The organism is Kribbella sp. NPDC058245, from assembly GCF_042882005.1.
Taxonomy (GTDB): Bacteria; Actinomycetota; Actinomycetes; order Propionibacteriales; family Kribbellaceae; genus Kribbella.
Genome location: NZ_JBHVWY010000012.1, coordinates 283,658 through 306,678 on the forward strand (window position 1 = coordinate 283,658; position 23,021 = coordinate 306,678).

The 23,021-nt window shown below is 68.5% G+C and carries 24 protein-coding genes; 16 read left to right on the plus strand and 8 right to left on the minus strand.

All coding sequences use genetic code 11. The features are described 5' to 3' along the window. Nucleotides 1-52: 52 nt before the first annotated feature. The 3 genes from ACFVWG_RS27550 to ACFVWG_RS27560 are packed head-to-tail and all read left to right on the plus strand — an operon-like array spanning nucleotide 53 to nucleotide 2,270. Nucleotides 53-1,258 carry a DivIVA domain-containing protein gene (locus ACFVWG_RS27550; protein WP_391546338.1) on the plus strand — a complete coding sequence of 402 codons (1,206 nt, stop codon included), beginning with the start codon at nucleotides 53-55 and terminating at the stop codon, nucleotides 1,256-1,258. Further along, complete coding sequence (locus ACFVWG_RS27555) at nucleotides 1,258-1,713, plus strand: SRPBCC family protein (RefSeq protein WP_391546312.1); 456 nt, start codon at nucleotides 1,258-1,260, stop codon at nucleotides 1,711-1,713. The genes ACFVWG_RS27550 and ACFVWG_RS27555 overlap by 1 nt, the downstream gene beginning before the upstream one ends. Continuing rightward, on the plus strand, nucleotides 1,710-2,270 hold the full coding sequence (locus ACFVWG_RS27560) for a DNA-3-methyladenine glycosylase I (protein WP_391546313.1): 561 nt from the start codon (nucleotides 1,710-1,712) through the stop codon (nucleotides 2,268-2,270). The genes ACFVWG_RS27555 and ACFVWG_RS27560 overlap by 4 nt, the downstream gene beginning before the upstream one ends. Nucleotides 2,271-2,484: 214 nt before the next feature. Here ACFVWG_RS27560 and ACFVWG_RS27565 read toward each other — a convergent pair whose 3' ends face one another. Together ACFVWG_RS27565 and ACFVWG_RS27570 are read right to left on the minus strand one after the other, a co-directional pair. Then, complete coding sequence (locus ACFVWG_RS27565) at nucleotides 2,485-3,276, minus strand: enoyl-CoA hydratase/isomerase family protein (RefSeq protein ID WP_391546314.1); 792 nt, start codon at nucleotides 3,274-3,276, stop codon at nucleotides 2,485-2,487. Between the two features lie 33 nt (nucleotides 3,277-3,309). Beyond that, complete coding sequence (locus tag ACFVWG_RS27570) at nucleotides 3,310-4,116, minus strand: PaaX family transcriptional regulator C-terminal domain-containing protein (protein ID WP_391546315.1); 807 nt, start codon at nucleotides 4,114-4,116, stop codon at nucleotides 3,310-3,312. 164 nt (nucleotides 4,117-4,280) lie between these two features. Here ACFVWG_RS27570 and ACFVWG_RS27575 point away from each other — a divergent pair, with 164 nt between their 5' ends. The 3 genes from ACFVWG_RS27575 to ACFVWG_RS27585 all read left to right on the plus strand — a co-directional run bounded on the left by ACFVWG_RS27575 (nucleotide 4,281) and on the right by ACFVWG_RS27585 (nucleotide 7,283). Then, entirely contained in the window at nucleotides 4,281-4,448 is a 168-nt protein-coding gene (locus ACFVWG_RS27575) for a DUF3117 domain-containing protein (protein ID WP_132174389.1), read from the plus strand. A gap of 121 nt (nucleotides 4,449-4,569) precedes the next feature. Then, nucleotides 4,570-6,102 carry a leucyl aminopeptidase family protein gene (locus tag ACFVWG_RS27580; protein WP_391546316.1) on the plus strand — a complete coding sequence of 511 codons (1,533 nt, stop codon included), beginning with the start codon at nucleotides 4,570-4,572 and terminating at the stop codon, nucleotides 6,100-6,102. 233 nt (nucleotides 6,103-6,335) lie between these two features. Continuing rightward, nucleotides 6,336-7,283, plus strand: coding sequence for a type IV toxin-antitoxin system AbiEi family antitoxin domain-containing protein (locus tag ACFVWG_RS27585; RefSeq protein WP_391546317.1), 948 nt, complete (start codon nucleotides 6,336-6,338; stop codon nucleotides 7,281-7,283). Nucleotides 7,284-7,526: 243 nt separating this feature from the next. On the opposite strand, the gene ACFVWG_RS27590 is transcribed toward ACFVWG_RS27585, so the two are convergent. The 4 genes from ACFVWG_RS27590 to ACFVWG_RS27605 form a co-directional block, all read right to left on the minus strand. Then, nucleotides 7,527-8,765, minus strand: coding sequence for an alpha/beta hydrolase family protein (locus tag ACFVWG_RS27590; RefSeq protein WP_391546318.1), 1,239 nt, complete (start codon nucleotides 8,763-8,765; stop codon nucleotides 7,527-7,529). A gap of 70 nt (nucleotides 8,766-8,835) precedes the next feature. Next, a complete protein-coding gene (gene glgA, locus ACFVWG_RS27595) occupies nucleotides 8,836-9,993 on the minus strand; it encodes a glycogen synthase (protein ID WP_391546319.1) in 1,158 nt (385 codons plus the stop codon). Nucleotides 9,994-10,012: 19 nt separating this feature from the next. After that, nucleotides 10,013-10,561, minus strand: coding sequence for a GNAT family N-acetyltransferase (locus ACFVWG_RS27600; RefSeq protein WP_391546320.1), 549 nt, complete (start codon nucleotides 10,559-10,561; stop codon nucleotides 10,013-10,015). Between the two features lie 10 nt (nucleotides 10,562-10,571). After that, a complete protein-coding gene (locus ACFVWG_RS27605; protein WP_391546321.1) occupies nucleotides 10,572-11,114 on the minus strand; it encodes a GNAT family N-acetyltransferase in 543 nt (180 codons plus the stop codon). 64 nt (nucleotides 11,115-11,178) lie between these two features. On the opposite strand from ACFVWG_RS27605, the gene glgC reads away from it, so the two are divergent. From glgC to ACFVWG_RS27645, 8 genes are read left to right on the plus strand one after another with little or no spacing between them, the layout of a single operon-like run. Further along, complete coding sequence (gene glgC / locus ACFVWG_RS27610; protein WP_391546322.1) at nucleotides 11,179-12,447, plus strand: glucose-1-phosphate adenylyltransferase; 1,269 nt, start codon at nucleotides 11,179-11,181, stop codon at nucleotides 12,445-12,447. Further along, entirely contained in the window at nucleotides 12,444-13,685 is a 1,242-nt protein-coding gene (gene kynU, locus ACFVWG_RS27615; protein WP_391546323.1) for a kynureninase, read from the plus strand. Before glgC ends, kynU begins: the two co-directional genes overlap by 4 nt. Then, on the plus strand, nucleotides 13,682-14,977 hold the full coding sequence (locus tag ACFVWG_RS27620) for an FAD-dependent oxidoreductase (protein WP_391546324.1): 1,296 nt from the start codon (nucleotides 13,682-13,684) through the stop codon (nucleotides 14,975-14,977). Before kynU ends, ACFVWG_RS27620 begins: the two co-directional genes overlap by 4 nt. Then, nucleotides 14,974-16,476: a 2-hydroxymuconic semialdehyde dehydrogenase gene (locus tag ACFVWG_RS27625; protein ID WP_391546325.1), complete on the plus strand. Its 1,503-nt coding sequence runs from the start codon at nucleotides 14,974-14,976 to the stop codon at nucleotides 16,474-16,476. The genes ACFVWG_RS27620 and ACFVWG_RS27625 overlap by 4 nt, the downstream gene beginning before the upstream one ends. After that, complete coding sequence (locus ACFVWG_RS27630; protein WP_391546326.1) at nucleotides 16,473-16,898, plus strand: RidA family protein; 426 nt, start codon at nucleotides 16,473-16,475, stop codon at nucleotides 16,896-16,898. The genes ACFVWG_RS27625 and ACFVWG_RS27630 overlap by 4 nt, the downstream gene beginning before the upstream one ends. A 3-nt stretch (nucleotides 16,899-16,901) precedes the next feature. Further along, entirely contained in the window at nucleotides 16,902-17,420 is a 519-nt protein-coding gene (locus ACFVWG_RS27635; RefSeq protein WP_391546327.1) for a 3-hydroxyanthranilate 3,4-dioxygenase, read from the plus strand. Then, nucleotides 17,421-18,416 carry an amidohydrolase family protein gene (locus ACFVWG_RS27640; protein ID WP_391546328.1) on the plus strand — a complete coding sequence of 332 codons (996 nt, stop codon included), beginning with the start codon at nucleotides 17,421-17,423 and terminating at the stop codon, nucleotides 18,414-18,416. It begins immediately after the preceding gene. Then, nucleotides 18,413-19,135, plus strand: coding sequence for an alpha/beta hydrolase family protein (locus tag ACFVWG_RS27645; protein ID WP_391546329.1), 723 nt, complete (start codon nucleotides 18,413-18,415; stop codon nucleotides 19,133-19,135). Before ACFVWG_RS27640 ends, ACFVWG_RS27645 begins: the two co-directional genes overlap by 4 nt. A 76-nt stretch (nucleotides 19,136-19,211) precedes the next feature. On the opposite strand, the gene ACFVWG_RS27650 is transcribed toward ACFVWG_RS27645, so the two are convergent. Both ACFVWG_RS27650 and ACFVWG_RS27655 read right to left on the minus strand, forming a co-directional pair. After that, nucleotides 19,212-19,901, minus strand: coding sequence for an O-methyltransferase (locus tag ACFVWG_RS27650; protein WP_391546330.1), 690 nt, complete (start codon nucleotides 19,899-19,901; stop codon nucleotides 19,212-19,214). 152 nt (nucleotides 19,902-20,053) lie between these two features. Beyond that, nucleotides 20,054-20,836: a DeoR/GlpR family DNA-binding transcription regulator gene (locus ACFVWG_RS27655; RefSeq protein WP_391546331.1), complete on the minus strand. Its 783-nt coding sequence runs from the start codon at nucleotides 20,834-20,836 to the stop codon at nucleotides 20,054-20,056. 101 nt (nucleotides 20,837-20,937) lie between these two features. On the opposite strand from ACFVWG_RS27655, the gene ACFVWG_RS27660 reads away from it, so the two are divergent. Further along, complete coding sequence (locus tag ACFVWG_RS27660) at nucleotides 20,938-21,831, plus strand: SIS domain-containing protein (protein ID WP_391546332.1); 894 nt, start codon at nucleotides 20,938-20,940, stop codon at nucleotides 21,829-21,831. Nucleotides 21,832-21,900: 69 nt separating this feature from the next. Further along, the gene (locus ACFVWG_RS27665) at nucleotides 21,901-22,854 is read left to right on the plus strand and encodes an alpha/beta hydrolase (protein WP_391546333.1); all 954 of its coding nucleotides are present in this window, start codon (nucleotides 21,901-21,903) and stop codon (nucleotides 22,852-22,854) included. Nucleotides 22,855-23,021: the final 167 nt, after the last annotated feature.

Sequence of the window (23,021 nt, forward strand, 5' to 3'; positions counted from 1 at the left end):
GACCCGCCGATTGTGCGGGTGACTGGATCGGCATGGCACGATCGGTCCCGTGATGTGGTTCTTCGGGTTGATCGTGGTGCTGTTGATCGGGGCTGTGGCTGTCGTGGCCTCGGGACGTTGGGGTGCCATGAGCCCCGCGTACGACGACCGCCCCGACATGACTGTCCCCGCGCGGCAGGCGCTGACCTCGACCGAGATCGAGTCGGTCCGGTTCGCCGTCGGCCTGCGCGGCTACCGGATGGACGAGGTCGACACGCTGCTCGAACGCGTCGCCCGGGAGGTCGCCGAACGCGACCGCCGGATCGCCGACCTCGAGCGGGCTGTCGCCCCCATTCTTGATTCGCCCGACGGGGACGGGTTCGCGTCCCGCAACCGGTACACGGCCGCCGACTTCGACGACACCGGCTCCCAGGAGCCGATCCTCGTCGGTGGCGACTTCCCGCCGGCCGAGCAGCCCACCGCCATCGAAGAGCCGCCCGCAGCTCCCGCCCTGACGCCTGCCCCGGCCACGGCTCCTGCCACGGCTCCTGCCCCGGCTCCTGTCGCTGCGGCGCCGGGAGTTGCGCTTCCGGCGGTCGCTGTCCCGGTTGCTCAGTCGCCCGCTGAGCCTCAGCCGCCAGCCGACTCTGCCCCTGCGGTAGACGAGCCCGCCGCTGAAGCCGCACCGCAGCCCCAGGCGGTTGCCGAACAGGCGCCTACTGCGGAGTCGTCGCCTGCTACGGCCGCGAACGAGTACGAGCGCCTCCAGGCCGAGGCCCGTGCCCTGCTCGAAGCCACCACCGGCAGCCTCCCCACCATCCGCACCACGGACAAGCCAGCCACCCCGGCCGCGCCTCCGCAGGCCCCCGACGCGCGAGCCACCCCGGCGGCCCAGCCACCGGCCGACTCCTGGTTCCAGGAGCAGCCCGCCCCGCCGGCTCCTCAGCAGTTCCAAGGCCAGGACCAGTCCGGCGCTGCCTACCCGCAGCCGACACAGCAGTCCCCGGCCCAACCCTCGCCGTACCAGCAGCCCCCGGCCCAACCCTCGCCGTACCAGCAGCCCCCGAGCCAGCCCACGCCGTACCAGCAGCCTGCGCAGGCGCCTCAGCAACAGCCTGCGCCGGTGCCGCATTGGGTGCAGCCGCAGGTGGCCCCGGAGCAGGCAAATGGGGGTGCCGAGGCGCCGCCGGAGGCGTGGGAACCGCCCTCGGGCGATCCTGGGGCTCAGGGACGGCACAGCGCGCCGCCCGAGCAGCCGGCGTACCGGCGTCCTAGCTGATGACTTCCAGCGGCACGTGCCACGCAGAGGCTTCGGTCGAACTGGAGCTGGACCTGCAGGACGCGTGGGATGTGGTGGTGGATTGGTCGGGACAATCGCGGTGGATGTTGTTCACGCGGGTGTGGGCGACCGAGCAGGACGGCGTCGGTGTCGGCGGGGGAGTCGCGGCGCGAACTTCTGTCGGTGGCATCGGGTTCACTGACGACATGGTCATCACGAACTGGGATCCGCCGAACGAGTGCACCGTGAAACACCTCGGGAAGATCGTCCGGGGCACCGGCACGTTCGCCGTCACCTCGACCGGATCGAAGCCCGGCAGTGTGTTCACCTGGTCCGAGGATGTGATCCCGCCGCTGGGGCCGCTCGGCCGGTTGGCGTGGCCCGTCGTTCGGCCCGTGTTCGAACTGATGATGAAGACTTCGTTGCGGCGGCTGGTCAAGGAGGTTGCCGCGTGACCGTCATCGGGGACGACGGGCAGCCGCGCTGCGGGTGGGCGACTTCGGCGCCGGAGTACATCGCGTACCACGACAACGAGTGGGGCAAGGAGATCCGCGACGACCGCGGACTGTTCGAGCGGCTGACGCTGGAAGCGTTTCAGTCCGGACTGTCGTGGATCACGATCCTGCGCAAGCGGGAGAACTTCCGGACCGCGTTCGCGCACTTCGATCCCGAGGTGATCGCGAAGTTCGGCAGCGACGACTTCGACCGGCTGATGGCCGATCCCGGCATCGTGCGGAACCGGCTCAAGATCAACGCCACGATCTCGAACGCCCGCGCTCTCCTCGAGCTCGACGACGGCGCGCTCACCGACCTGCTGTGGAGCTTCCAGCCGAGCAAGCAGAAGGCCCCGAAAACACTGGGCGACGTCCCGGCGACGACCCCGGAATCGGTGGCGATGTCGAAGGCTCTCAAGAAGAGCGGATTCGTCTTCGTCGGCCCGACCACGGCCTACGCGTTGATGCAGGCCACGGGCATCGTGAACGACCATCTCGCGACCTGTATCGCCCGCTGAACAAGGCGAATGCAGAGGTCAGATGCACGTGCATAACGCACGAAATCGTGCAATTCGCGTTGACTGAAAGACAAACGGCTGAACGAGTTGTGTTAGCCCTACAGAACGTGATGTGGTGTTCAGCGGACTCCCCGTCTGTCAGGTGGTTGTCCGGTCGTGACTCGCCCGACCGGAAAGCGGCCGGGGAGTCCACCAACGTGATGAGAGCCGACCTTCACCGCCCGGTGAAGGTCGGCTTCTCCTTGGCCACGAACGACGCGACAGCGTTCTTGTGGTCCTCGGTACCGCCGGTCAGCTGCATCTTCGACGCCTCGAAGGCGAGCGACTCGGCCAACGTGTGCGACGCGGCGTACGCGACCGACTGGCGCACCGACGCATAGGCGACCGTCGGTCCGGCCGCGAGCTTTGCGGCAAGGTCCGTAACGGCCGCCTCGAGCCCCTCAGCCGGTACGACGGACGACGCCAGCCCGAGCTCGAGTGCCTCGGCCGACTTGATGGTCCGCGGGAAGTACAGCAGCTCGATCGCCCGGGCCTGACCGATCAGCCGCGGCAGTGTCCAGGAGATCCCGGTGTCGCACGACAGCGCGATCCCGGTGAACGCGAAGTTGAACCCGGCCGTCTCCGACAGGATCCGGAAGTCGCACGCGAACGCCATCGACGCGCCGGCCCCGGCCGCGACCCCGTTCACCGCGGCGATCACCGGCTTCGGCATCTCAGCCAATGCCAGCGCGATCGGCGCGTAGTGATCCGGAACCGTGCTCCAGAGGGCCTCGGTGTCGTTGGCCTGCAGCAGTCCGATGTGCTCCTTCAGATCCTGACCGACGCAGAACGCGCGCCCGGTCCCTGTCAGCACCACGACCCGTACGGCGTCGTCCTCGGCCGCGGCCTGGATCGTGTCGCGCAGCAGCACCTTGGTGGCGATGTCGAGCGCGTTCATCGCGTCCGGCCGGTTCAGGGTGATGGTGGCGACACCTTCGGACACGTCGTACGTGACGGAGTCACTCATCGTGGTCAGCTCCTTGACAGTGGGTGAGGAAATTCAGTGCAGTGTCAGGCAGTCGTCGACGAAACGCCCGGCCGCGGGGCCCAGTCGTTCCGCGTGGAAATCGAAGTATGCGGCGGCCCGCGTCCCGGCCCAGTCCGACGGCAGCAGTTCGGCCGGCAACCCGGGATCGAGGAAGAGGAACTTGCGCCACTCGTGCACCAGTTCGGAGCGGACGGCGAACGCCTGCTCGTCGGTGGTCCCGTCCCCGGCGGCGTCGACCAGGGCCTTGGCCTCGATCAGCCAGGCGTCGTACGAGGCACCCAGGTCGTCGAGTTTCCAGACCCGCCGGGCGAACTCGATCGCGCCGTCGTCGACGGGCGCCCGGAAGCGGTCCGCGGTGATTCCCTCGACCTCGAGAATCTGGTCGACCTCGGCGTCGTTGCGCAGCCCGACCCAGGCGCCGTCGGACAGCGGAGCCCAACCCAGGAAGGCGAGTTGGCTCGCCAGCTGCTCGCGGCGGCGGGCGTTCGGGACCTCGTGCAGGATGCCCAGATGCCAGTGCCGGTCCCAGCCCGGAACCCCGTCCGGATCGGTGCCGTCGGCCCCGGTCCGGTAGATCCGGGCGGCCGCGTCGTCGAGCCGGCGGCGCGCCCGGGCCGACAACGCGTATCCGGGCTGCCCGTCGATCCGGACCGGCTCCAGCCAGGCCTGCCGGACCATCCGCGACACGGCGGTCCGGACGGCCGGTGGATGGACGCCGAGGGGTGCGAGCAGGCGTACGAGGGCGGCCACCGGTGCTCGCGCTCCACGCGCGCGCAGGTGGTCGCCGTACAGGTCGAAAAGGGCTGAACGGGCGTGCACAAAACCCGAGTCTGCCGTATGGTGCGCGCCTTCGGCCTGTGATCGGGGATAATGGGTCCGGATACACACTGCGATACGCGCCGACGGCGCATCACCACCCGGCGCCGGCGACGGTCGGCCGCGTGGTGTCGTCGCTCAACACCGAACTGGGAAGGGGTGCGCGCATGGCGGCGATGAAGCCGCGGACGGGCGATGGTCCGCTCGAGGTCACCAAGGAGGGCCGCGGAATCGTGATGCGGGTTCCGCTCGAGGGCGGGGGCCGGCTCGTGGTCGAGCTCAACGCCGACGAGGCGACCGATCTCGGTAATGCACTGAAGGCCGTCGTCGGCTGACCGACTCTCCGGGGTGCCTCTTCCGCACTCCTTTGTCATTCCTTCGACCCCGGTGGGTGCCTTTTCCGGTACCGACCGGGGTCGTTACGGTTGGCAGCAGTTTCTCTTTGACACTTGACCAGTGAGGACCCCTCTAGTGGCTCGCCGCATCAGCACCTTCGCGTACCCGACGATTCCGGCCGTGGCCTGGCAGCCCGGGTTGCCGGTGCACGGCTCATCCACCTGGGTGATCGTCGTGGGGTCGGGCGGCTTACCGGCCGCGGCGAAGGAGGCCGGGCAGCGGCTGGGCGTTGATCTGGGCCGGCTGCTCGAGGTGCAGCAGGAGGCCGGGTTCAGCGCGTCGGCCGGTACGACGGTGGCCTACCCGCTGCTGTCGGGTGAGGTCAGCGAGGTGCTGCTGGTCGGCGCCGGTGACGCGACGGCGAAGGAGCTGCGCCACGCCGGCGCGGCGATCGCCCGGTTCGGTCGCGGCAAGGACGAGCTCACCACCGTTGTTGCCGAGGGCATCGACGACCAGGCGCTGCAGGCCTTTGCCGAGGGCGTCGTACTCGGCTCGTTCAGCTACACCCTGAAGACGGTCGACAAGGGCAAGCCGGTGGCCGGTCGCGTGACAGTGACTGACGGCTCCGCCGCCGAGCGGCAGGCCGTGATCGACCGCGGCATCGTGATCGGACGGACCGGCTGGCTCGCCCGGCAGTTCGCGATCACGCCCTCGAACGAGAAGGACCCGGCCTGGCTGGCCGCCCGCGCCACCGAGCTGGCCGCGTCCACCGGCCTCGAGGTGACGGTCTGGGACGAGAAGCAGCTCGCCGCCGATGGCTTCGGCGGCATCCTCGCGGTCGGCCAGGGATCGACCCGCCCGCCGCGGCTGATCCGGATGGACTACGTCCCGGAGGATGCCACGGACAAGACGCCGTACGTCGTCCTGGTCGGCAAGGGCATCACCTACGACACCGGCGGCCTGTCGCTGAAGCCCCGCGAAGGCATGGTGTCGATGAAGCGCGACATGACCGGCGGCGGTTCGGTGATCGCGACCATGTCGGCCCTGCGCGAGCTGGGCGCGAAGGTGAAGGTCACCGGCCTGATCTGCTCGGCCGAGAACATGCCGTCCGGTTCGGCATACCGGCCTGACGACGTCATCCGTCACTACGGCGGCCGCACGACCGAGGTCAAGAACACCGACGCCGAAGGCCGCCTGGTGATGGCCGACGGCCTCGCGTACGCCGTCCAGGACCTGAAGCCCGACGTCGTCGTCGACATCTCCACCCTCACCGGCGCGATCAAGGTCTCCCTCGGCGCCATGCTGTACGGCGGCCTCTTCGCCACCGACGACGCCCTCGCCGACAACCTCACCGACGCCGGCCGCGTCTCCGGCGAAGAGCTCTGGCGGATGCCCCTGGCCGAGCAGTACCAGGACCTCATCTCCACCCCCATCGCCGACGCCGTCAACTCCTCCAAAGGCCCCGGCTCCATCACCGCCGCCCTCTTCCTCAAAGCCTTCACCGGTACCACCCCCTGGGCCCACCTCGACCTCTCCTCGATCGCCGAGTCCCCCGCCGACCGCCACGAATACTCCGCCGGCGCCACCGGCGCCGGCGCCCGCCTCCTCACCACCTGGCTAACCTCCGAAACCCCCACCGCCGGCATCGCCTGACCCACCCGGCCACCCCCACTCGCCTTCCCCTACCGCTCCGCTCATCCCGGCCCCGGCCACCGCAATCTGATGGGTTAACCCATGAGGTTGTGGGTTCTGGACCCTCATGCGGGTGCAGAACCCACAAGCTGATGGGGGAACCCATGAGATGGCGGTGAGCGGGGTGCGGGAGTTATCCACAGGGAGAGGAGAAGTGGCAGCGCGGGCCGGTGGTTTCGGTTGATGCTTGGGGAATGAATCCGGAGTTGAAGCGGGTCGCCGGCCGGCAGGGCGGCGTGTTCAGCCGACGCCAGGCGAGAGACGCGGGGTACACGCCCGCGGAGATGCGTGAGCGACTTGCGCAGGGCAGGTGGGAGCGACTTCGGTACGGCCAGTACGCCGAACGGACCGACGGGTCGGGACTCGCTCGGTGGGATCGACCGGCGTACCGGCATCGACTCCTGACCCACGCCGCGATGAACTCGATGAAGTCTGGCTCGGCGGTGGTGAGCCATCATTCGGCGTTGATCCTGCACGGCATCCCCGTGTGGCAGGCGGATCTGACGGAGGTGCAGCTGACCCGGGCGAATGCGCGGGCCGGCGTCACGGCCGGTGTCAGGCATCATCAGGCGCGGCTGCCACCGGAGGACGTGACAACGGTCGATGATCTGCCGGCGACCTCGGTCGCTCGAGCGCTGGTCGAGATCGCGAGTACGGCGACCTTCGCAGCGGCCGTCATCAGCGCCGACGCGGCCCTGCGGCATCCGGAGATGAGTACCGCGGATCTGTGGCGATTGGCGGAGGCCACCGAGCACTGGCCCGGGAGCCCGATGATCCGCAGGACGCTCGCCTTCGCCGACCGCCTGGCCGAGTCCGCCGGTGAGTCGCGGTTGCGGGTGGTGATGCGCAACGAGGACTTGCCGCCACCGCAGCTCCAGGTGGAGTTCACTGACGCTGAGGGGTTCATCGGCCGCGTCGACTTCTTCTTCCCCGAGTTCAACACGATCGTCGAATTCGATGGTCTGATGAAGTACGGCGATGGCTCACGGGAAGCACTTATCCGGGAGAAGCTCCGCGAGGACCGCCTGCGCGCCCTTGGCCTCGAGGTCGTCCGGATCATCTGGTCGGACCTCGATGACCCTGCGCAGGTGGCGGCCAGTATCCGACGCGCGTTCGCCCGCGCCCGCCGTACCAGCGCCTGACCTGCCCACGCCCGCCGGGCCCGCGCCCGCCGGGCCCGCGCCCCGCCGGGCCCGCGCCCGCCGTACTGGCAGCCGATGGGTTGACCCATGAGATGGCGGGTTCTGGACCCTCATGCGAGTGCAGAACCCACAAGCTGATGGGGGAACCCATGAGATGGCGGTACGGCGATTGGCGCTGGGCGGCGGTGGGGTCACGGACGAGGGCGGGGGATGGGGGGGATGGGGGGAGGGCGCGGATGCGGGTTAGGGGGTCCAGGTGCGGATGATTTCTGGGTACGCCGTCATGGCGGTGCCGAAGTGGTCGACTGCGCCGAGGGAGTGGACGGTTACGGTGGCGCCGCGGGTGCGGAGGGCGGTGGCGCAGGAGGTTGAGTTGGCGGCGACGACGTCGGTGTCCTTGGTGCCGCTGTAGAAGTGCAGCGGCACTGGTGGGGTCCAGTTGTGGCAGATCTGGTCGGCTTCGCGGAGGGCTTGGCGGAAGCGGCCGGTGGGGTGCTTGAGCTTGGCCAGGAACTGGTTGGTGAAGAGCTTCGCCGGGGAGTCGGGGAGGCCGGCGACGATCTCTTCCTCGGTGTGGGTGCCGTCGACCAGGCCTTCGACGGTTTTGGCGTACGGCGGGCGGAACGCGTCGCGGGGGCTGTCGTAGAGGCCGACGGTGCGGTCCCACGCCGTGGTGAAGTAGGCGAGGTACATCGTGGCTACGTGGGGTTCGACCTGGCCGTCGAAGACGGCGGGGAGCTCGGTGCCGAGCAGGTCGTAGGGGCCGGCTACGCCACGGAGGTCGCCTAGGCGGAAGGGGCCGGCTTCGCCGCGGGTGAGAGCCCGGCCGACGCCGAGGGTGGCGCGGCCGCCTTGGGAGAAGCCGGTGACGAGTACGTCGCGGTTGAGGGTGACGTCGTGCCGGGCGGCGAAGGTACGGGCCGCGAGCAACAAGTCGATCGAGGCGCTGGTCTCGGTCTTGGTGTCGATGTAGGGGTGCTTGCCGGGGCCGAGGCCAAGCCCGAGGTAGTCGGGCGCGACGGCGGCGAGGCCGGAGCCGGCGAACAGCGCGGTGACCAGGCGGTCGGTCGAGTCGGCCGAGACGGAGGCGGCGTACGCCTTGGTGGCGCTCGTGCCGTGCAGGTACTCGGCGACGGTCAGCGCGCCGTGGCGGCCGTCGGGGAGGACGACGATGCCGCTGGCGGTTGTCGGTCGGCCGTCGGGATCGATGGTTCGGTAGATCAGCCGGTACACCGTGACGTCGTACCGGGACTTCGGCACGCCGACGAAGCCGGCGTCGGCAGCGGCCGTGTCCAGGTCGGCGGCCGACAGCTTGGCTATCTGGACAGCTGAGACGATCGAGCCGCGCGGGGACTGCACGGCCGAGGCTACGGCGGCCTGGGCCAGCGAGGGTTGGGTGACGGCGAACGCGGACAGCGGCGCGGCGACCAGTGCGCCGATCGCGATGGTGGCGGGGATGATCCGAAACGCACGGGATGTCATGCGTCCAGCAAACCGGTTGGACGAGCACGACACATTGGTGCTCGCCCCCGAACCAGGGGTGGGGTTATCCCTACCCAGTAAGGCTGTTGTAGAGCTGGACCGTGCGCTCGGCGACCGCGTCCCAGCCGAACTCCGACACTGCTCTCAAGCGGCCGGCCTTGCCCATCGCCTCGGCCTTGGCCGGGTTGGCGACGAGCTCGTTGATGCCTTCGGCAAGTTCGCGCTCGAACGTGTCGGTGTCGTTCTCGTCGTACCGGACGAGGGTCCCGGTGACGCCGTCGTCGACGACCTCCGGGATGCCGCCGACCGCGCTCGCGACGACGGCTGTCTCGCACGCCATCGCCTCGAGGTTGACGATGCCGAGCGGCTCGTAGATCGACGGACAGCAGAACGCCAGCGCGTGCGTCAGGACCTGCCGGACCTCTTCGCGCGGCAGCATCTCCGATACGACGAAGACGCCGTCACGAGATGCGCGAAGCTCGTCGACGAGGGCGTCGGTCTCGGCCTTGAGCTCGACCGTGTCAGCCGCTCCGGCGAGCAGCACCAGCTGCACCGACGGGTCCAGCTGCAGTCCTGCGCGGAGCAGGTGCGGAACACCCTTCTGCCGGGTGATGCGGCCCACGAACGTCACGTACGGCCGGCTCAGGTCGACCCCGAGTCGCTCCAGCACGTGGGTCGCCGGGTCCGGGTGGTAGAAGTCCGCGTCGATCCCGTTCGAGATGACGTGCACCTTGGCCGGGTCGATCGACGGGTAGCAGTCCAGTACGTCGTCCCGCATCCCGCGGCTGACTGCGACCACCGCGTCCGCGGCCTCGTACGACGTTTGCTCGGCCCAGCTCGACAGTCGGTAGCCACCGCCGAGCTGCTCGGCCTTCCACGGCCGGCGCGGTTCCAGCGAGTGAGCGGTCACCACGTGCGGAACGCCGTACAGGAGCTTGGCCCAGTGGCCTGCCATGTTCGCGTACCAGGTGTGCGAGTGCACGAGCTGTGCGTCGCCGACGGCCGCAGTCATGGTCAGATCGGTGGAGAGGATCCGCAGCGCCGCGTTCGCACCAGGGATCCGCGGGTCGTCCTCCGAGTGGGCAGTGGCGCCCAGACGCGGCTCACCCATGCAGTGCACATCGACATCGAGCAACCGGCGCAACTCGCGCACCAGGAAGTCGACATGCACCCCCGCCCCGCCGTACACGTCCGGAGGAAACTCACGCGTCAGAATGGCGACCTTCATAAGCTCCGACGATAAGTCATCAGGACGTGTGAGTCGCGACCCAGAACCGTAGCTTCCCGTGTCGCTCGTCCTCCAGCTCGCCACCGGCCGCCTGGATCACCTTCCGGGACGCCACGTTGTCCGCGTCGCAGGTGACCAGTGCCGGGTCGATTCCGAGGTCGGCGGCGAAGGGCAGGGACTGGACGAGCATCTCGGTCGCGTAGCCCCGGCGGCGGGCCGAGGGCCGGACGCAGTACCCGATGTGCCCGCCGATCTCCAGGAGCTGTGGGCTCAGCTCGTGCCGGATGGAGAGTCGGCCGAGCCACTCCACGCCGTCGACGAACCAGAGGATCGTGTAGGGCACGATGCCCTCCATCAGGACGGCGTCGGGGTCAGCAGCGCCGCGGATGCCGTCGACGAGTCGTGAGAACTCGGCCGGGTCGGCCGCCTGCTCGCGGGTCCAGTTCTCCTCTTCGCCGCCGACGAACGTCTCGGCGCCCATCCACCGCTCCTCTTCCGGCTTCAGCTCGTCCCAGGCAGCCAGGTAGGACTGGTGGACGGCGACAGTGGGCTCGACGAGGGTTGGCATCCTCCCAGTCTTACGCACGGCCGGTAGCCACCCAGTAGCGCAGTTTGCCCTCGTACTCGTCCTGCAGCACGCCACCAGCCGCCTCAATGGCCTTCCGCGACCCCACGTTGTCCACCAGGCAGGTGACCCGGGCAGGGTCGATGCCGAGCGCCGCAGCGACCGGCAGTGACTCGCGCAGCATCGCCGTTGCGTACCCACGACGCCGGTACGACGGACGCACGCCGTACGTGATGTGTCCGGCGCTCTCGGCGAAGGCGGGGCCGAGCTGGTGCCGAATCGAGAGGCGACCGAGCCACTCCGCACCGTCGACGTACCAGAGCACTGTCTGCGGCAGCATCTCCGGACCGAGCGCGGTCCCAGGAGTAGCCTCGCTCGCGACCGCCGCCACCATGGCAGCGAACTCCGACGGGTCAGCTGCCTGCTCCCGCGTCCACGCCGGTACGCCGGCCACCACCGACCGGGCTCCCATCCAGCGGCTGTCCGGGCCGAACTCGTCCCAAGCGGCCAGGAACGACTGGTGAACGTCAACGGTCGGCGTGGTGAGCGTCGGCATGCTTCCAGTCTCGCGACACTCGCAACTGCTTATGCCGCCGACCTGAGGAGACTAAGGTGCGGACATGGCAAAGGCGCCCAAGATTCTCGGAATTGTCCTGGCCGGTGGTGAGGGGAAGCGGCTGATGCCGCTGACGGCGGACCGGGCCAAACCGGCTGTGCCCTTCGGCGGTAGCTACCGGTTGATCGACTTCGTGCTGTCCAACCTGGTGAATGCCGGGATCCGCAGTCTGTGTGTGCTGACGCAGTACAAGTCGCACTCCCTGGACCGGCACGTCACGATCACGTGGCGGATGTCGACCTTCCTCGGCAACTACGTCACCTGTGTGCCGGCCCAGCAGCGGCTCGGCCCGCAGTGGTACCAGGGCAGTGCGGACGCGATCTACCAGTCGATGAACCTGATCAACGACGCCAAACCCGACATCATCGTGGTGTTCGGCGCGGACCACGTGTACCGGATGGATGCCTCCCAGATGGTGGCCGACCACATCGCCCGGGGCAACGGTGTCACCGTGGCCGGCATCCGCGTCCCGCGGGCCGAGGCGTCGGAGTTCGGCGTCATCAAGACCGCGGACGACGGCCACACGATCGCGGAATTCTTGGAGAAGCCGGCCGACCCGCCGGGGCTGCCGGACTCGCCGGACGAGACGTTCGCGTCGATGGGCAACTACGTGTTCAGCGCCGATGTCCTGGTGGAGGCGCTGCGCAAGGATGCCGCCAACCCGGCGTCCCGGCACGACATGGGTGGCGACATCGTCCCGATGCTGGTTGCCGAGGGCAAGGCCGGCGTCTACGACTTCAAGGACAACGACGTGCCCGGCGCGCTCGACCGGGACCGCTCGTACTGGCGCGACGTCGGCTCGCTGGACTCGTACCACGAGGCGCACATGGACCTGGTCTCGATCCAGCCCGTGTTCAACCTCTACAACTCGGACTGGCCGATCTTCACGTCCCACCCGCAGTTGCCCGGTGCAAAGTTCACCGACAACGCCACGGTGAGCGAGTCGATCATCTGCCAGGGCTCGATCGTGTCCGGTGCGACCGTCGACCACTCGGTGCTCGGCTCCAACGTGAAGGTCGGCGCCGGTGCGCTGGTCGAGCGGGCCGTGATCATGGACAACTGCACGATCGGCGCCGGTGCGGTGCTGAAGAACGTCATCCTGGACAAGAACGTGGTCATCCCGCCGGGTGCCGAGATCGGGATCGACCCCGACTTCGACCGGCAGCGTGGCTTCACCGTGTCCAAGGGAGGTGTCACGGTGCTCGGCAAGGGCCAGGTGGTGGAGCCGCCGGTGGCCAAGGCCGTCGTGGAGCCGGAGGTCGCCGAGGCATGAGCCCGGAGGCGGAGGCACGCGCACTGGACGCCAGCGACCCGGGCCACCGCGAGCTGTTCGACATCCCGACGGCGACCGAGGGTCGCTATCGGGAGGTCGCGTACTTCGCCGGGAACTCGCTCGGACTGCGCCCGAAGGCGACCCGGGGCGAGTTGCTCGCGGACCTCGACTCCTGGGCTGCTCTCGGGGTGGAGGGCCATCTCGAGGGTGAGCGGCCCTGGCTGCCGTACCACGAGCTGCTGACCGGACCGGCGGCTCGACTCGTCGGTGCGCTACCCAGCGAGACCGTGGTGATGAACTCGCTCACGGTCAACCTGCACCTGCTGATGGTGTCGTTCTACCGTCCGACGGCCTCGCGGTACCGGATCCTCATCGAGGACTCGGCCTTTCCGTCGGACAGCTACGCCGTCCAGTCGCAGGCACGTTTCCACGGGTACGACGACGCTGTCGTCCGTCTGAAGCCCAGACCGGGCGAGGACTGCCTCCGTACGGCGGATGTGCTCGACCGGCTCGGGGACGACGTGGCACTGGTGCTGCTCGGCGGAGTGAACTACCTGACCGGTGAGCTGATGGACATCCCCGCGATCACTACAGCTGGGCAGGCAGCGGGTGCAGTGGTCGGCTGGGACCTGGCGCACGCAGCGGGGAACGTACCGCTGGAGCTGCACGAGTGGGGCGTGGACTTCGCCGCCTGGTGCTCCTACAAGTACCTCAACGCCGGACCGGGCTCGTTGGCCGCCGCCTTCGTGCACGAGCGGCACCTGGGCGGTCAGCTGCCGCGGTTCGAGGGCTGGTGGAGCACTGACGCAGCCACGCGGTTCGAGATGGCTGCGGAGTCCCGGCCGCCCGCTTCGGCGGATGCCTGGCAGGTGTCGAACCCACCGATCTTCTCGATGAGCCCGGTGCGGACGTCACTCGAGATCTTCGACCGCATCGGCATCGGCGTCCTGCGGGAGCGCAGTCTGCGGCTGACGGCGTACCTGGAGAAGCTCTTGGCAGAGGTGCCGGTGGAGGTGATCACACCGACCGATCCGGTACGGCGGGGTGCCCAGCTCTCCCTGCGGATCGGCGGAGCGCTGACCGCCGGTGAGCTCGCCAAGCGGCTACGGTTCGAGTACGGCGTGATCGCGGACGCACGTGAACCAGATGTGCTGCGGCTGGCGCCGGTGCCGCTGTATTCGACGTACCACGACTGCTGGCGCGCAGCGGCAGCGCTGGCCGAGGTGATCGCTGGATGAAGGTTGCAATCGTCGGAGCCGGGCTGACCGGCAGTCTGCTGGCGTGTTACCTCGCCCGGCGTGGGCTGACAGTGACCCTGTACGAGCGTCGCCCGGACCCTCGCGTCGGTACGGCGGACCGGGGCCGGTCGATCAACCTGGCGATCTCCGAGCGCGGTCTGGATGCCCTGCGGCGGATCGGGCTGGACGCGACGGTGATGGCCGATGCGCTGCCGATGAAGGGCCGGATGATCCATCCGGTCGCCGGCGCGCTCGACTTCCACCAGTACTCGGCCAGAGGCGACCGGGCGATCAACTCGATCAGCCGGGGCACGCTGAACAATGCACTGCTCACAGCGGCCTCGGCCGCCAAGGGCGTATCGGTGGAGTTCGAGCACCGGTTGTGCGAGCTGGACTCAGCAGCCGGCCGGCTGGTGTTCCAGACCCCGGCAGGCAGAACGACAGCGACGGCTGATGTGATTCTCGGCGCGGACGGCGCAGGGTCCGCCGTACGGGAGCAGTTGCTTGCTGAGGGCATCGTTGCCGAGGACGTCGACTTCCTGGACTACGGGTACAAGGAGCTCTCGATTCCGGCCGTCGACGGGGAGTTCGCGCTCGACCCGGGCGCACTGCACATCTGGCCGCGCGGGACGTCGATGATGATCGCCCTGCCGAATCCGGACCGCTCGTTCACGTGCACGCTGTTCTGGCCTGCTGGATCGTTCGACGCGCTCACGACGGCAGACGCGATCACGGCGTACTTCAGTGCGCACTATCCGGACGTGTTGCCGCTGGCACCGAATCTGGTCGACGACTACCTGCACAACCCGGTCGGCGTGCTTGGCACCGTCCACACGCTGCCCTGGCAGGCCCATGGCCGGACTGCCCTGATTGGCGACGCTGCGCACGCCATAGTCCCGTTCTACGGCCAGGGCGCCAACTGCGCGTTCGAGGACGTTGTAGAGCTGGACCGGTGCCTGGACGACACAGGTGGTTCGTGGGCCCGCGCACTGCCGCTCTTCGAGGCCCGCCGACGCGAGAACACCGAAGCCATCGCCGACATGGCGCTGACCAACTTCATCGAGATGCGCGACAAGGTGGCGTCACCAGTCTTCCGTCTGACCAAGCAGGTGGAGCACGCGCTGGAACGCTTCCTCCCCGGCCGGTATGTCTCCCGCTACGAGCTTGTCTCGTTCAGCTCCACCCCGTACGCCGAGGTCCAGCGCAGGGTTCAACGCCAACACCGGTACGTCGGTCTCGCGGCGGCCGGCCTCGCACTGATCGCACTGAGGTTGTTGAGGAGACTCCGATGACGCTGTGGACGCCGGAGCTGCTCACGGGTCAACCAAAGGACGTCGGGCTGTTGCAGCACTTCGTCGGGGGCACTTTCGTCGACAGCCCTGGCCGGTTCGCCAAGGTCAGTCCGGTGACGGGGGAGCAGATCTTCGAGGTGTGTGAGGCGGACGAGTCCACAGTGGATGCGGCCGTCGCCGCAGCCCGCGCAGCCCTGAAGGGTCCGTGGGGCCGCATGGGAGAGCAGGAGCGAGCCAACGTTCTACGGCGGGTCGCGGACGAGCTGGAGCGCCGGTTCGACGACCTGGTGGCGGCTGAGGTGGGCGACACCGGCAAGTCGATCAGCCAGGCGCGCACACTAGACATCCCGCGCGGTGCGGCCAACTTCCGCACCTTCGCGGACTTCGCGACCACCACACCGACCGAGTCCTACACGACCACGCTCGCGGACGGCCGCCGGGCGCTCAACTACGCGGTCCGCAAACCGGTCGGTGTCGTGGCGATCGTCGTACCGTGGAACCTCCCGCTGCTCCTGCTGACCTGGAAGGTCGCTCCGGCGCTTGCCTGCGGCAACGCGGTGATCGTGAAGCCGTCCGAGGAGACGCCGTCCTCGGCGACCGTACTAGCCGAGGTGATGGCTGCGGCCGGCGTACCGGACGGGGTCTTCAACCTCGTGCACGGCCTCGGCCCGTCGTCGGCAGGCGAGTTCCTGACCCGCCACCCGGGCATCGACGCGATCACCTTCACCGGTGAGTCCGCGACCGGTACGGCGATCGCCAAGGTGGCCGCGGAGCGGGTGAAGTCGGTCTCGTTCGAGCTCGGCGGCAAGAACGCCGGGGTGATCTTCGCCGACGCCGATCTGGACGCGGCCGTCGAGGGTTCGGTCCGCTCGACCTTCACGAACGGCGGCCAGGTCTGCCTCTGCACCGAACGCCTGTACGTCGAGCGTCCCGTGTACGACGAGTTCTGCGCCCGACTGGCGACCCGGGCCGGCGAACTCACCTACGGCTGGCCCGCCGACGAGGCGACGGTGAACATGCCGCTGATCTCCCAACAGCACCGCGACAAGGTGCTCTCGTACTACGACCTGGCGCGAACCGAGGGTGCCGAGGTGCTGGCGGGCGGCGGCGTACCGTCGTTCGGTGATGCCCGCGACGGTGGTTGCTATGTGCAACCGACGGTCGTGACGGGGTTGCCTGCGGATGCCCGGACCAACCGCGAGGAAGTGTTTGGACCGATCTGCCACATCGCGCCGTTCGACACCGAGGACGAAGCGTTTGCCTTGGCCAACGACAGCGATTACGGGCTCGCGGCAACGGTCTGGACGCGGGACGTCGGTCGGGCGCACCGCGCCGGCGCTGCTCTCGACGTGGGCCTCGTCTGGGTCAACACCTGGTTCGTCCGCGATCTGCGCACGCCGTTCGGTGGGATGAAACTGTCCGGCGTGGGGCGTGAAGGCGGTCGGCACTCGTTCGACTTCTACTCCGAGCCGACCAACGTCTGTGTGGAGATCACGTGACAGTCGTTCCAGGTAAGGCGAAACCACGCGGCCGGTTTCCCCATGTGAAGGTCAGCAACGGCTTTGCGTTCGTGTCCGGTACGTCGAGCCGACGGCCGGACAACACGATCGCGGGTGCGTCGGTCGATGAGCTCGGCACGACGACGCTCGACATTCGGGAGCAGACTCGCGCCGTACTGGACAACATCCGCGACATCCTCCAGGCGGTCGGCGCGGACCTGACCGACCTGGTGAGTGTGACGACGTACCTGGTGTCGATGAACGACTTCGGTGGGTACAACGAGGTCTACGGCGAGTTCTTCGACGAGAACGGCCCTTCGCGGACGACCGTTGCCGTGCATCAGTTACCGCATCCTCAGCTATTGATAGAGATTCAGGCCGTAGCGGCCATCTCTCAAAGACACAGCCCTGCCAAGGAGTGAATGATGACGAACCTGGAGTCCACGAACTTTCCGGAGTGGATCGAGGAGAACAAACATCTGCTGAAGCCGCCGGTCGGCAACAAGCAGATGTTCCCGACCGGGGACGACTTCATCACGATGGTTGTCGGCGGCCCCAATCAGCGCACCGACTTCCATGTCGACCCGTACGAGGAGTTCTTCTACCAGATCAAAGGTGAGCTCCGGGTGAACGTGATGACCGAGGACGGGCCGGCCACCGTCGAGGTGAACGCGGGGGAGATGTGGGTGCTGCCGCGGAACATGCCGCACTCGCCGCAGCGCGGTCCGGACTCGATCGGCCTGGTGATCGAGCGAGTCCGGGAGCCGGGCACGCTGGAGAAGTTCCGCTGGTACTGCGGTGAGTGCAGCGCGATCGTGCACGAGGTCGAGCTCCAGGTGACCGACATCGTCGCCGACCTGCCGCCGGTCTTCGCCGCGTTCTACGAGAGCGAGGAGGCCCGCACCTGCCCCGAGTGCGGCACCGTCCACCCAGGCAAGGCCTGAGTGGCGGTAGACGTCCACACCCACCTGGTCCCCAAGGGCTGGCCGGATCTCGCGGCCGCCTGTGGGGGCGAGGGGTGGCCGTGGTTGCGGGTGGACTCCGAGCGGGCCGCGATGATCATGGTCGGCGAGACCGAGTTCCGCCCGGTCGGGCCGCAGGCGTGGGACACCGCCGTACGGCGGGAAGACATGGATGCCGATGGCATCGATCTGCAGGTGGTGTCGCCGACGCCGGTGTTCTTCGGGTACGACCGGCCGGCTGATCAGGCGGTCAAGCTGGCGAAGATCTTCAACGACCGCACGCTCGAGACGCTGGCCGGCGACGAGCGGTTCGTGCCGTTCTGCCAGGTGCCGCTGCAGGATCCGGATGCGGCCTGTGCCGAGCTGGATCGTTGCCTGGCCAACGGTCATGTGGGTGTTGAGATCGGCAACCATGTCGGCGACAAGGATCTCGACGACGCCGGGATCGTTGCCTTCCTCAAGCACTGCGCAGAGACCGGTACGCCGGTTCTCGTGCACCCGTGGGACATGCCGGGCGGACCACGGCTGGACCGCTGGATGGCGCGCTGGCTGACCGGAATGCCGGCCGAGACCCATCTGTCCATCATCGCGATGATCCTCGGCGGAGCGTTCGACGTACTGCCGGAGTCGCTGCGGATCTGTTTCGCCCACGGTGGTGGGAGTTTCGCGTTCTGGCTCGGGCGGCTGGAGAACGCCTGGCACCGGCGGGGTGACATCGTGCGTGGTTGCTCGGAGCATCCACCCGCGCACTATCTGGATCGGTTCTTCGTCGACACAGTGGTGTTCGAATCAGCGCCTTTACGGTTACTTGTCGATACCTTGGGAGAAGACCGGGTACTGGTCGGCAGTGACTATCCCTATCCACTGGGTGAGCGACCGGTCGGGGAGGTGGTGCGGAAAGCCGGCTTCCTGACCGCGGAACAGCAGCAGAAGTTGTTGTCCACGAACGCGATGACCTATCTCGGGAGGTCTGAATGAGCGAGGACCGATCGGTACTGACCCGCTCGGCGCGTGAGCCCGATGAGCAGCTCCGGTACGGCGAGCACGCGGACCACGTGATCGACCACTGGCACGCGAAGAACCCACGGCCGCTGGTCGTCTACGTCCACGGTGGCTTCTGGCGCCCGGAGTACGACCGCGTGCACGCCCGCCCGCTCGGAGCCGCGCTCGCCGACCTCGGCTGGCCGGTTGCCTCGCTTGAGTACCGCCGCGTGCCTGGTGAACCAGACGTCACCACAGGAGACATCCGTACGGCGCTCGATGCGCTCCCCGACCTGGTCGACGTACAGGACGGGTATGTGCTGGTCGGCCACTCTGCGGGCGGGCAGCTCGCGCTGTGGGCCGCTGCGACGCTCAACCCGGTGCGCCTCCGCGGCGTGGTCGCGCTGGCTCCGGTCGCCGACCTCCTGCTCGCTGATCAGCTGATGCTCGACGACAGCGCCGTACAAGCCTTCATCGGCAGCGGTGTCCGCAACGACCTGGACCCTGTGCACCTCCCCGCCCCGATCGCGTCGGTGTCGATTCTGCACGGCGTCAACGACACCCGCGTACCGATCCGGCTCAGCGAATCCTACTTCGCCGCTCACCCCACTGCCCGGCTCCACCGGGTCCCCGACTGTGGTCACTACGAGCTGATCGACCCACTCACCGACCCCTTCAACGACCTCGCCACCGAACTGGCCCGCCTCACCACCTAGCTCCTCGGCCCACCCCGAAGCCCACCTTCGAGCCGCCTCGAAGAGTTGGCCCGTCGCCCACCGGGCGGCGCGTTTGTTAGTTGAGGCGTTTGGTGGCGGCTAGGAGGCCGTCGGAGGTGGGGAGGAGGGCTGAGACGAGGTCGTCGTCCTCGCGGACCGCGCGGAGGAGATCGCGCAGGGCGGTGGTGTCGGGGTCCCGGTGGGCCGGGTCGGCGACCCGGGCGCCGGTGAGGATGCCGGCGAAGACGACGATGCCGCCGGGACGCAGGAGGCGGAGGGCCTCGTGCAGGTACGCCGTGTTCTCGCGGCGGTCGGCGTCGCAGAAGACCAGGTCGTAGTGGCCGTCGGTGAGACGGGTGACGACGTCGAGGGCGGCACCGGCGATCAGGCGGAAGCGGTTCGAGGTGACACCGGCGTCCAGGTAGGTCTTGCGGGCCAGGCGCTGGTTCTCGGCGTCCAGGTCGACCGTGGTCAGGGTGCCGTCGGTGCGCATGCCGCGGAGCAGGGCCAGGCCGGAGACGCCGGTGCCGGTACCGATCTCGACGACGGCCTTGGCGCCGACGGTGGCGGCCAGCAGGCTGAGCGCGGCGGCCGCGCCGGGCCCGATCGCGGCGACGCCGAAGTCGTCGGCGGTCGCCCGAGCACCGGTGACGACTTCGTCCTCACCGACGTAGTCCTCGGCGTACGCCCAGGAGGTCGGGTCGATGCCGGTGGCGATGATGCCCTCCCGTAGGTCTGCAGGGTTCTCTGCGGCTGCGCTGCTCATGCTGCCGAGAAGCCTAGCGGCACTGAGTCTTGTTTCCCTGCCTCCCGCGCGGAGATTGCGCAAACCTGCTCATTACAACCAGCCCGCGATCAGATATGATCGTCGTACACGGACGGAGCTCTCCCAGGGACAGGAGGTACGGCGAGATGCGGCTAAGCGCGGATGACGTCGATGCCGGCTTCCTTGAAGATGGTCAGCTGACCTTCTTCGGCCTGCGCGTCGGTGACGAGGGTGTCGATCTCGCTCAGTTCGCAGATCCGGGCGAAGGCACGCTGGCCGAGTTTCGAGGAGTCGGCGACCACGACCACCTTGGCGGCCCGGCTGACGATCAGCTGGTTGATGTTCGCCTCGCCCTCGTGATGAGCGGTGGCGCCGGTCTCGTCGATCCCGTCGACACCGATGAAGGCGATGTCCAGCGACAGGTCGGCCAGGATCCGGTGCGACAGCGGCCCGATCATCTCGTAGGACTGCGGCCGCGCCACCCCGCCGGTGAGCACCATTTTCACGTGCGGCCGGACGATCAGCTCGTTGGCGATGTTCAGCGCGTTGGTGACGAGCGTGAACGCGGGCTCGCCGTGCTCGGCCGACAGCTCCGGCCGCGTCGCCAGCGTGCGCGCCACCTCGGAGATCGTGGTGCCGCCGTTCATCCCGATCACCATGCCGCGCCGGACCAGCGTGGCTGCGGCTTGCGCGATCCGCTGCTTCTCGGAGGCGAAACGCGCAGTCTTGTAGCGCAGCGGCAGGTCGTACGACACCGCGTTGGCGACGGCGCCACCCCGGGTCCGGGTGAGGAGCTGCTGCTTGCCGAGGTGATCCAGGTCGCGCCGAATCGTCGCCGCGGACACATGCAACTGCTCGGCGAGTTCGTCGACGTCGATGGCGCCCTTCTCGGCGAGCGACTCGAGCAAGGTGTTGAGGCGTTCATAACGCTTCACCCGGGGCTCCTCCTTCACACAATCGGTCAGCCGGATGGCGGCCGGTTGGCACCATTCGATCACGTTCGAGCAGTTTCGACCATGAGAAGTCCGGAGACGACATGACTCAGACGCCCGATGAGACCCCATTCGTGACCGCGGAGATCGCCACCCAGCCGGAACTCTGGCGTCAGGTCGGCGGCAGTTTCGCGCAGTACGGTGACGCATTGCCCACCGCCGGCCAGCGTGTTGCAGCCGTCGGATGCGGCACTTCGTGGTTCATGGCGATGGCCTACGCGGCCCTGCGCGAGGACCTCGGCCAGGGCGAGACCGACGCCTTCGCCGGCTCGGAGTTCCCCAAGGACCGCGCGTACGACGTCATCGTCGTGATCAGCCGGTCCGGTACGACGACCGAGGTGCTCGACCTGATCCGGTCGACCGACGTACCGACCGTGGCGATCACCGCGACGCCGGGCTCGCCGATCGTCGAGCTCGCCGATCAGACGATCATGCTCGACTTCGCCGATGAGCAGTCCGTTGTGCAAACCCGCTTCGCGACGACCGTGCTGGCGCTCCTGCGCGCATCGCTCGGTCAAGATCTCGAGCAGGCGGCCGCGGATGCGCAGACCGCTTTGAGCATCGACGTGGACGAGCTCGCCAAGCTGGAGCAGGTCACGTACGTCGGTACCCGGTGGACCGTCGGTCTGGCCCACGAGGCGGCCCTGAAGCAGCGCGAAGCCGCGTCGGCGTGGACCGAGGCCTACCCGGCCATGGACTACCGGCACGGTCCGATCGCGATCGCGCAGCCCGGCCGCGGCGTGTGGATCTTCGGCGAGCCGCCGGTCGGACTGCTCGACGACGTCGCCGCCACCGGCGCCACGATCGTGCACCACGCCGAGCTGGACCCGCTGGCCTCACTGGTCGTCGCCCAGCGTGTCGCCGTCGCCAAGGCGCTCGCCCTCGGCCTGAACCCGGACCAGCCGCGCAGCCTGACCCGCTCGGTCATCCTGCCCTGAACCCGCACGGATCGGCCTGCTTCCTGGTTCGGCGTTGACGCTCGGTAATCAAGTGATTACCTTGGCGCCGTGGACCGCCGGACCACCGAGCAGGCCGGTGGTGGACAGACGGTTCGCCCCGCCCGTTCCACCGAAGGAGTAGCCGTGCGCGCTTTCCGCCGACGTCCGCTGCAGATCGTCCTCGCAACGCTGTTCGCCGCCACCGTGCTGACCCCAGCCACCGGCCAAGCCACCTCGGTGGCCGCCAATCCGTACGAGCGCGGTCCGGCACCGACGAACGCCAGTATCGAAGCACCGCAAGGTGCCTTCGCCACCGCGACGGTGACCGTCCCGGCCTCCGGGGCGCCCGGTTTCGGTGGCGGCACCATCTACTACCCGACCAGCACCAGCGAAGGCACCTTCGGGGCGGTGGCCATCTCACCCGGTTTCACCGCGACTCAGTCGAGCGTTGCCTGGCTCGGGCCGCGGCTGGCCTCGCAGGGCTTCGTGATCATCACGATCGACACCCTGTCCCGCTACGACTCACCGGCCAGCCGTGGTGACCAACTGCTGGCAGCGCTGGACTACCTCACCACCAGCAGTTCGGTCCGGGCGCGGATCGACGTGAGCCGGCTCGGTGCGATGGGGCACTCGATGGGCGGCGGAGGCTCGCTCGAGGCCGCCAAGGACCGGCCCGCCCTCCAGGCCATCGTCCCGCTGACCGCCTACAACACCACGAAGAACTGGTCACAGGTCTCCGTGCCGACCCTGGTCGTGGGCGCCGAGAACGACACCGTCGCCCCGGTCAGCAGCCACTCCGAACCGTTCTACACCAGTCTGCCGGCCACCCTCGACAAGGCGTACCTGGAGCTGAACAACGCCACCCACTCCGCGCCGACCTCGCCGAACACGACGATCGCGAAGTACAGCATTTCCTGGCTGAAGCGCTTCATCGACGACGACACCCGCTACGAGCAGTTCATCTGCCCCGGACCGGGTGCGAGCACAACTGTCGAGGAATACCGATCGAGCTGCCCGTTCTGAGCTGAGTCGGGGGGGGGGGGGGGGGAAAAGGGGGGGGGGGGGAGAAAACGGGGTCTTTTCTTTCCACCCCCCCCACGACCTGTTCAAGGCCCCCGCTACTGCCGCGGCGGGGGCGCGGGGCGGTCGCCCCCGGTTCGGGTCAGTCCTCTACGACGATGGCGAGGGCC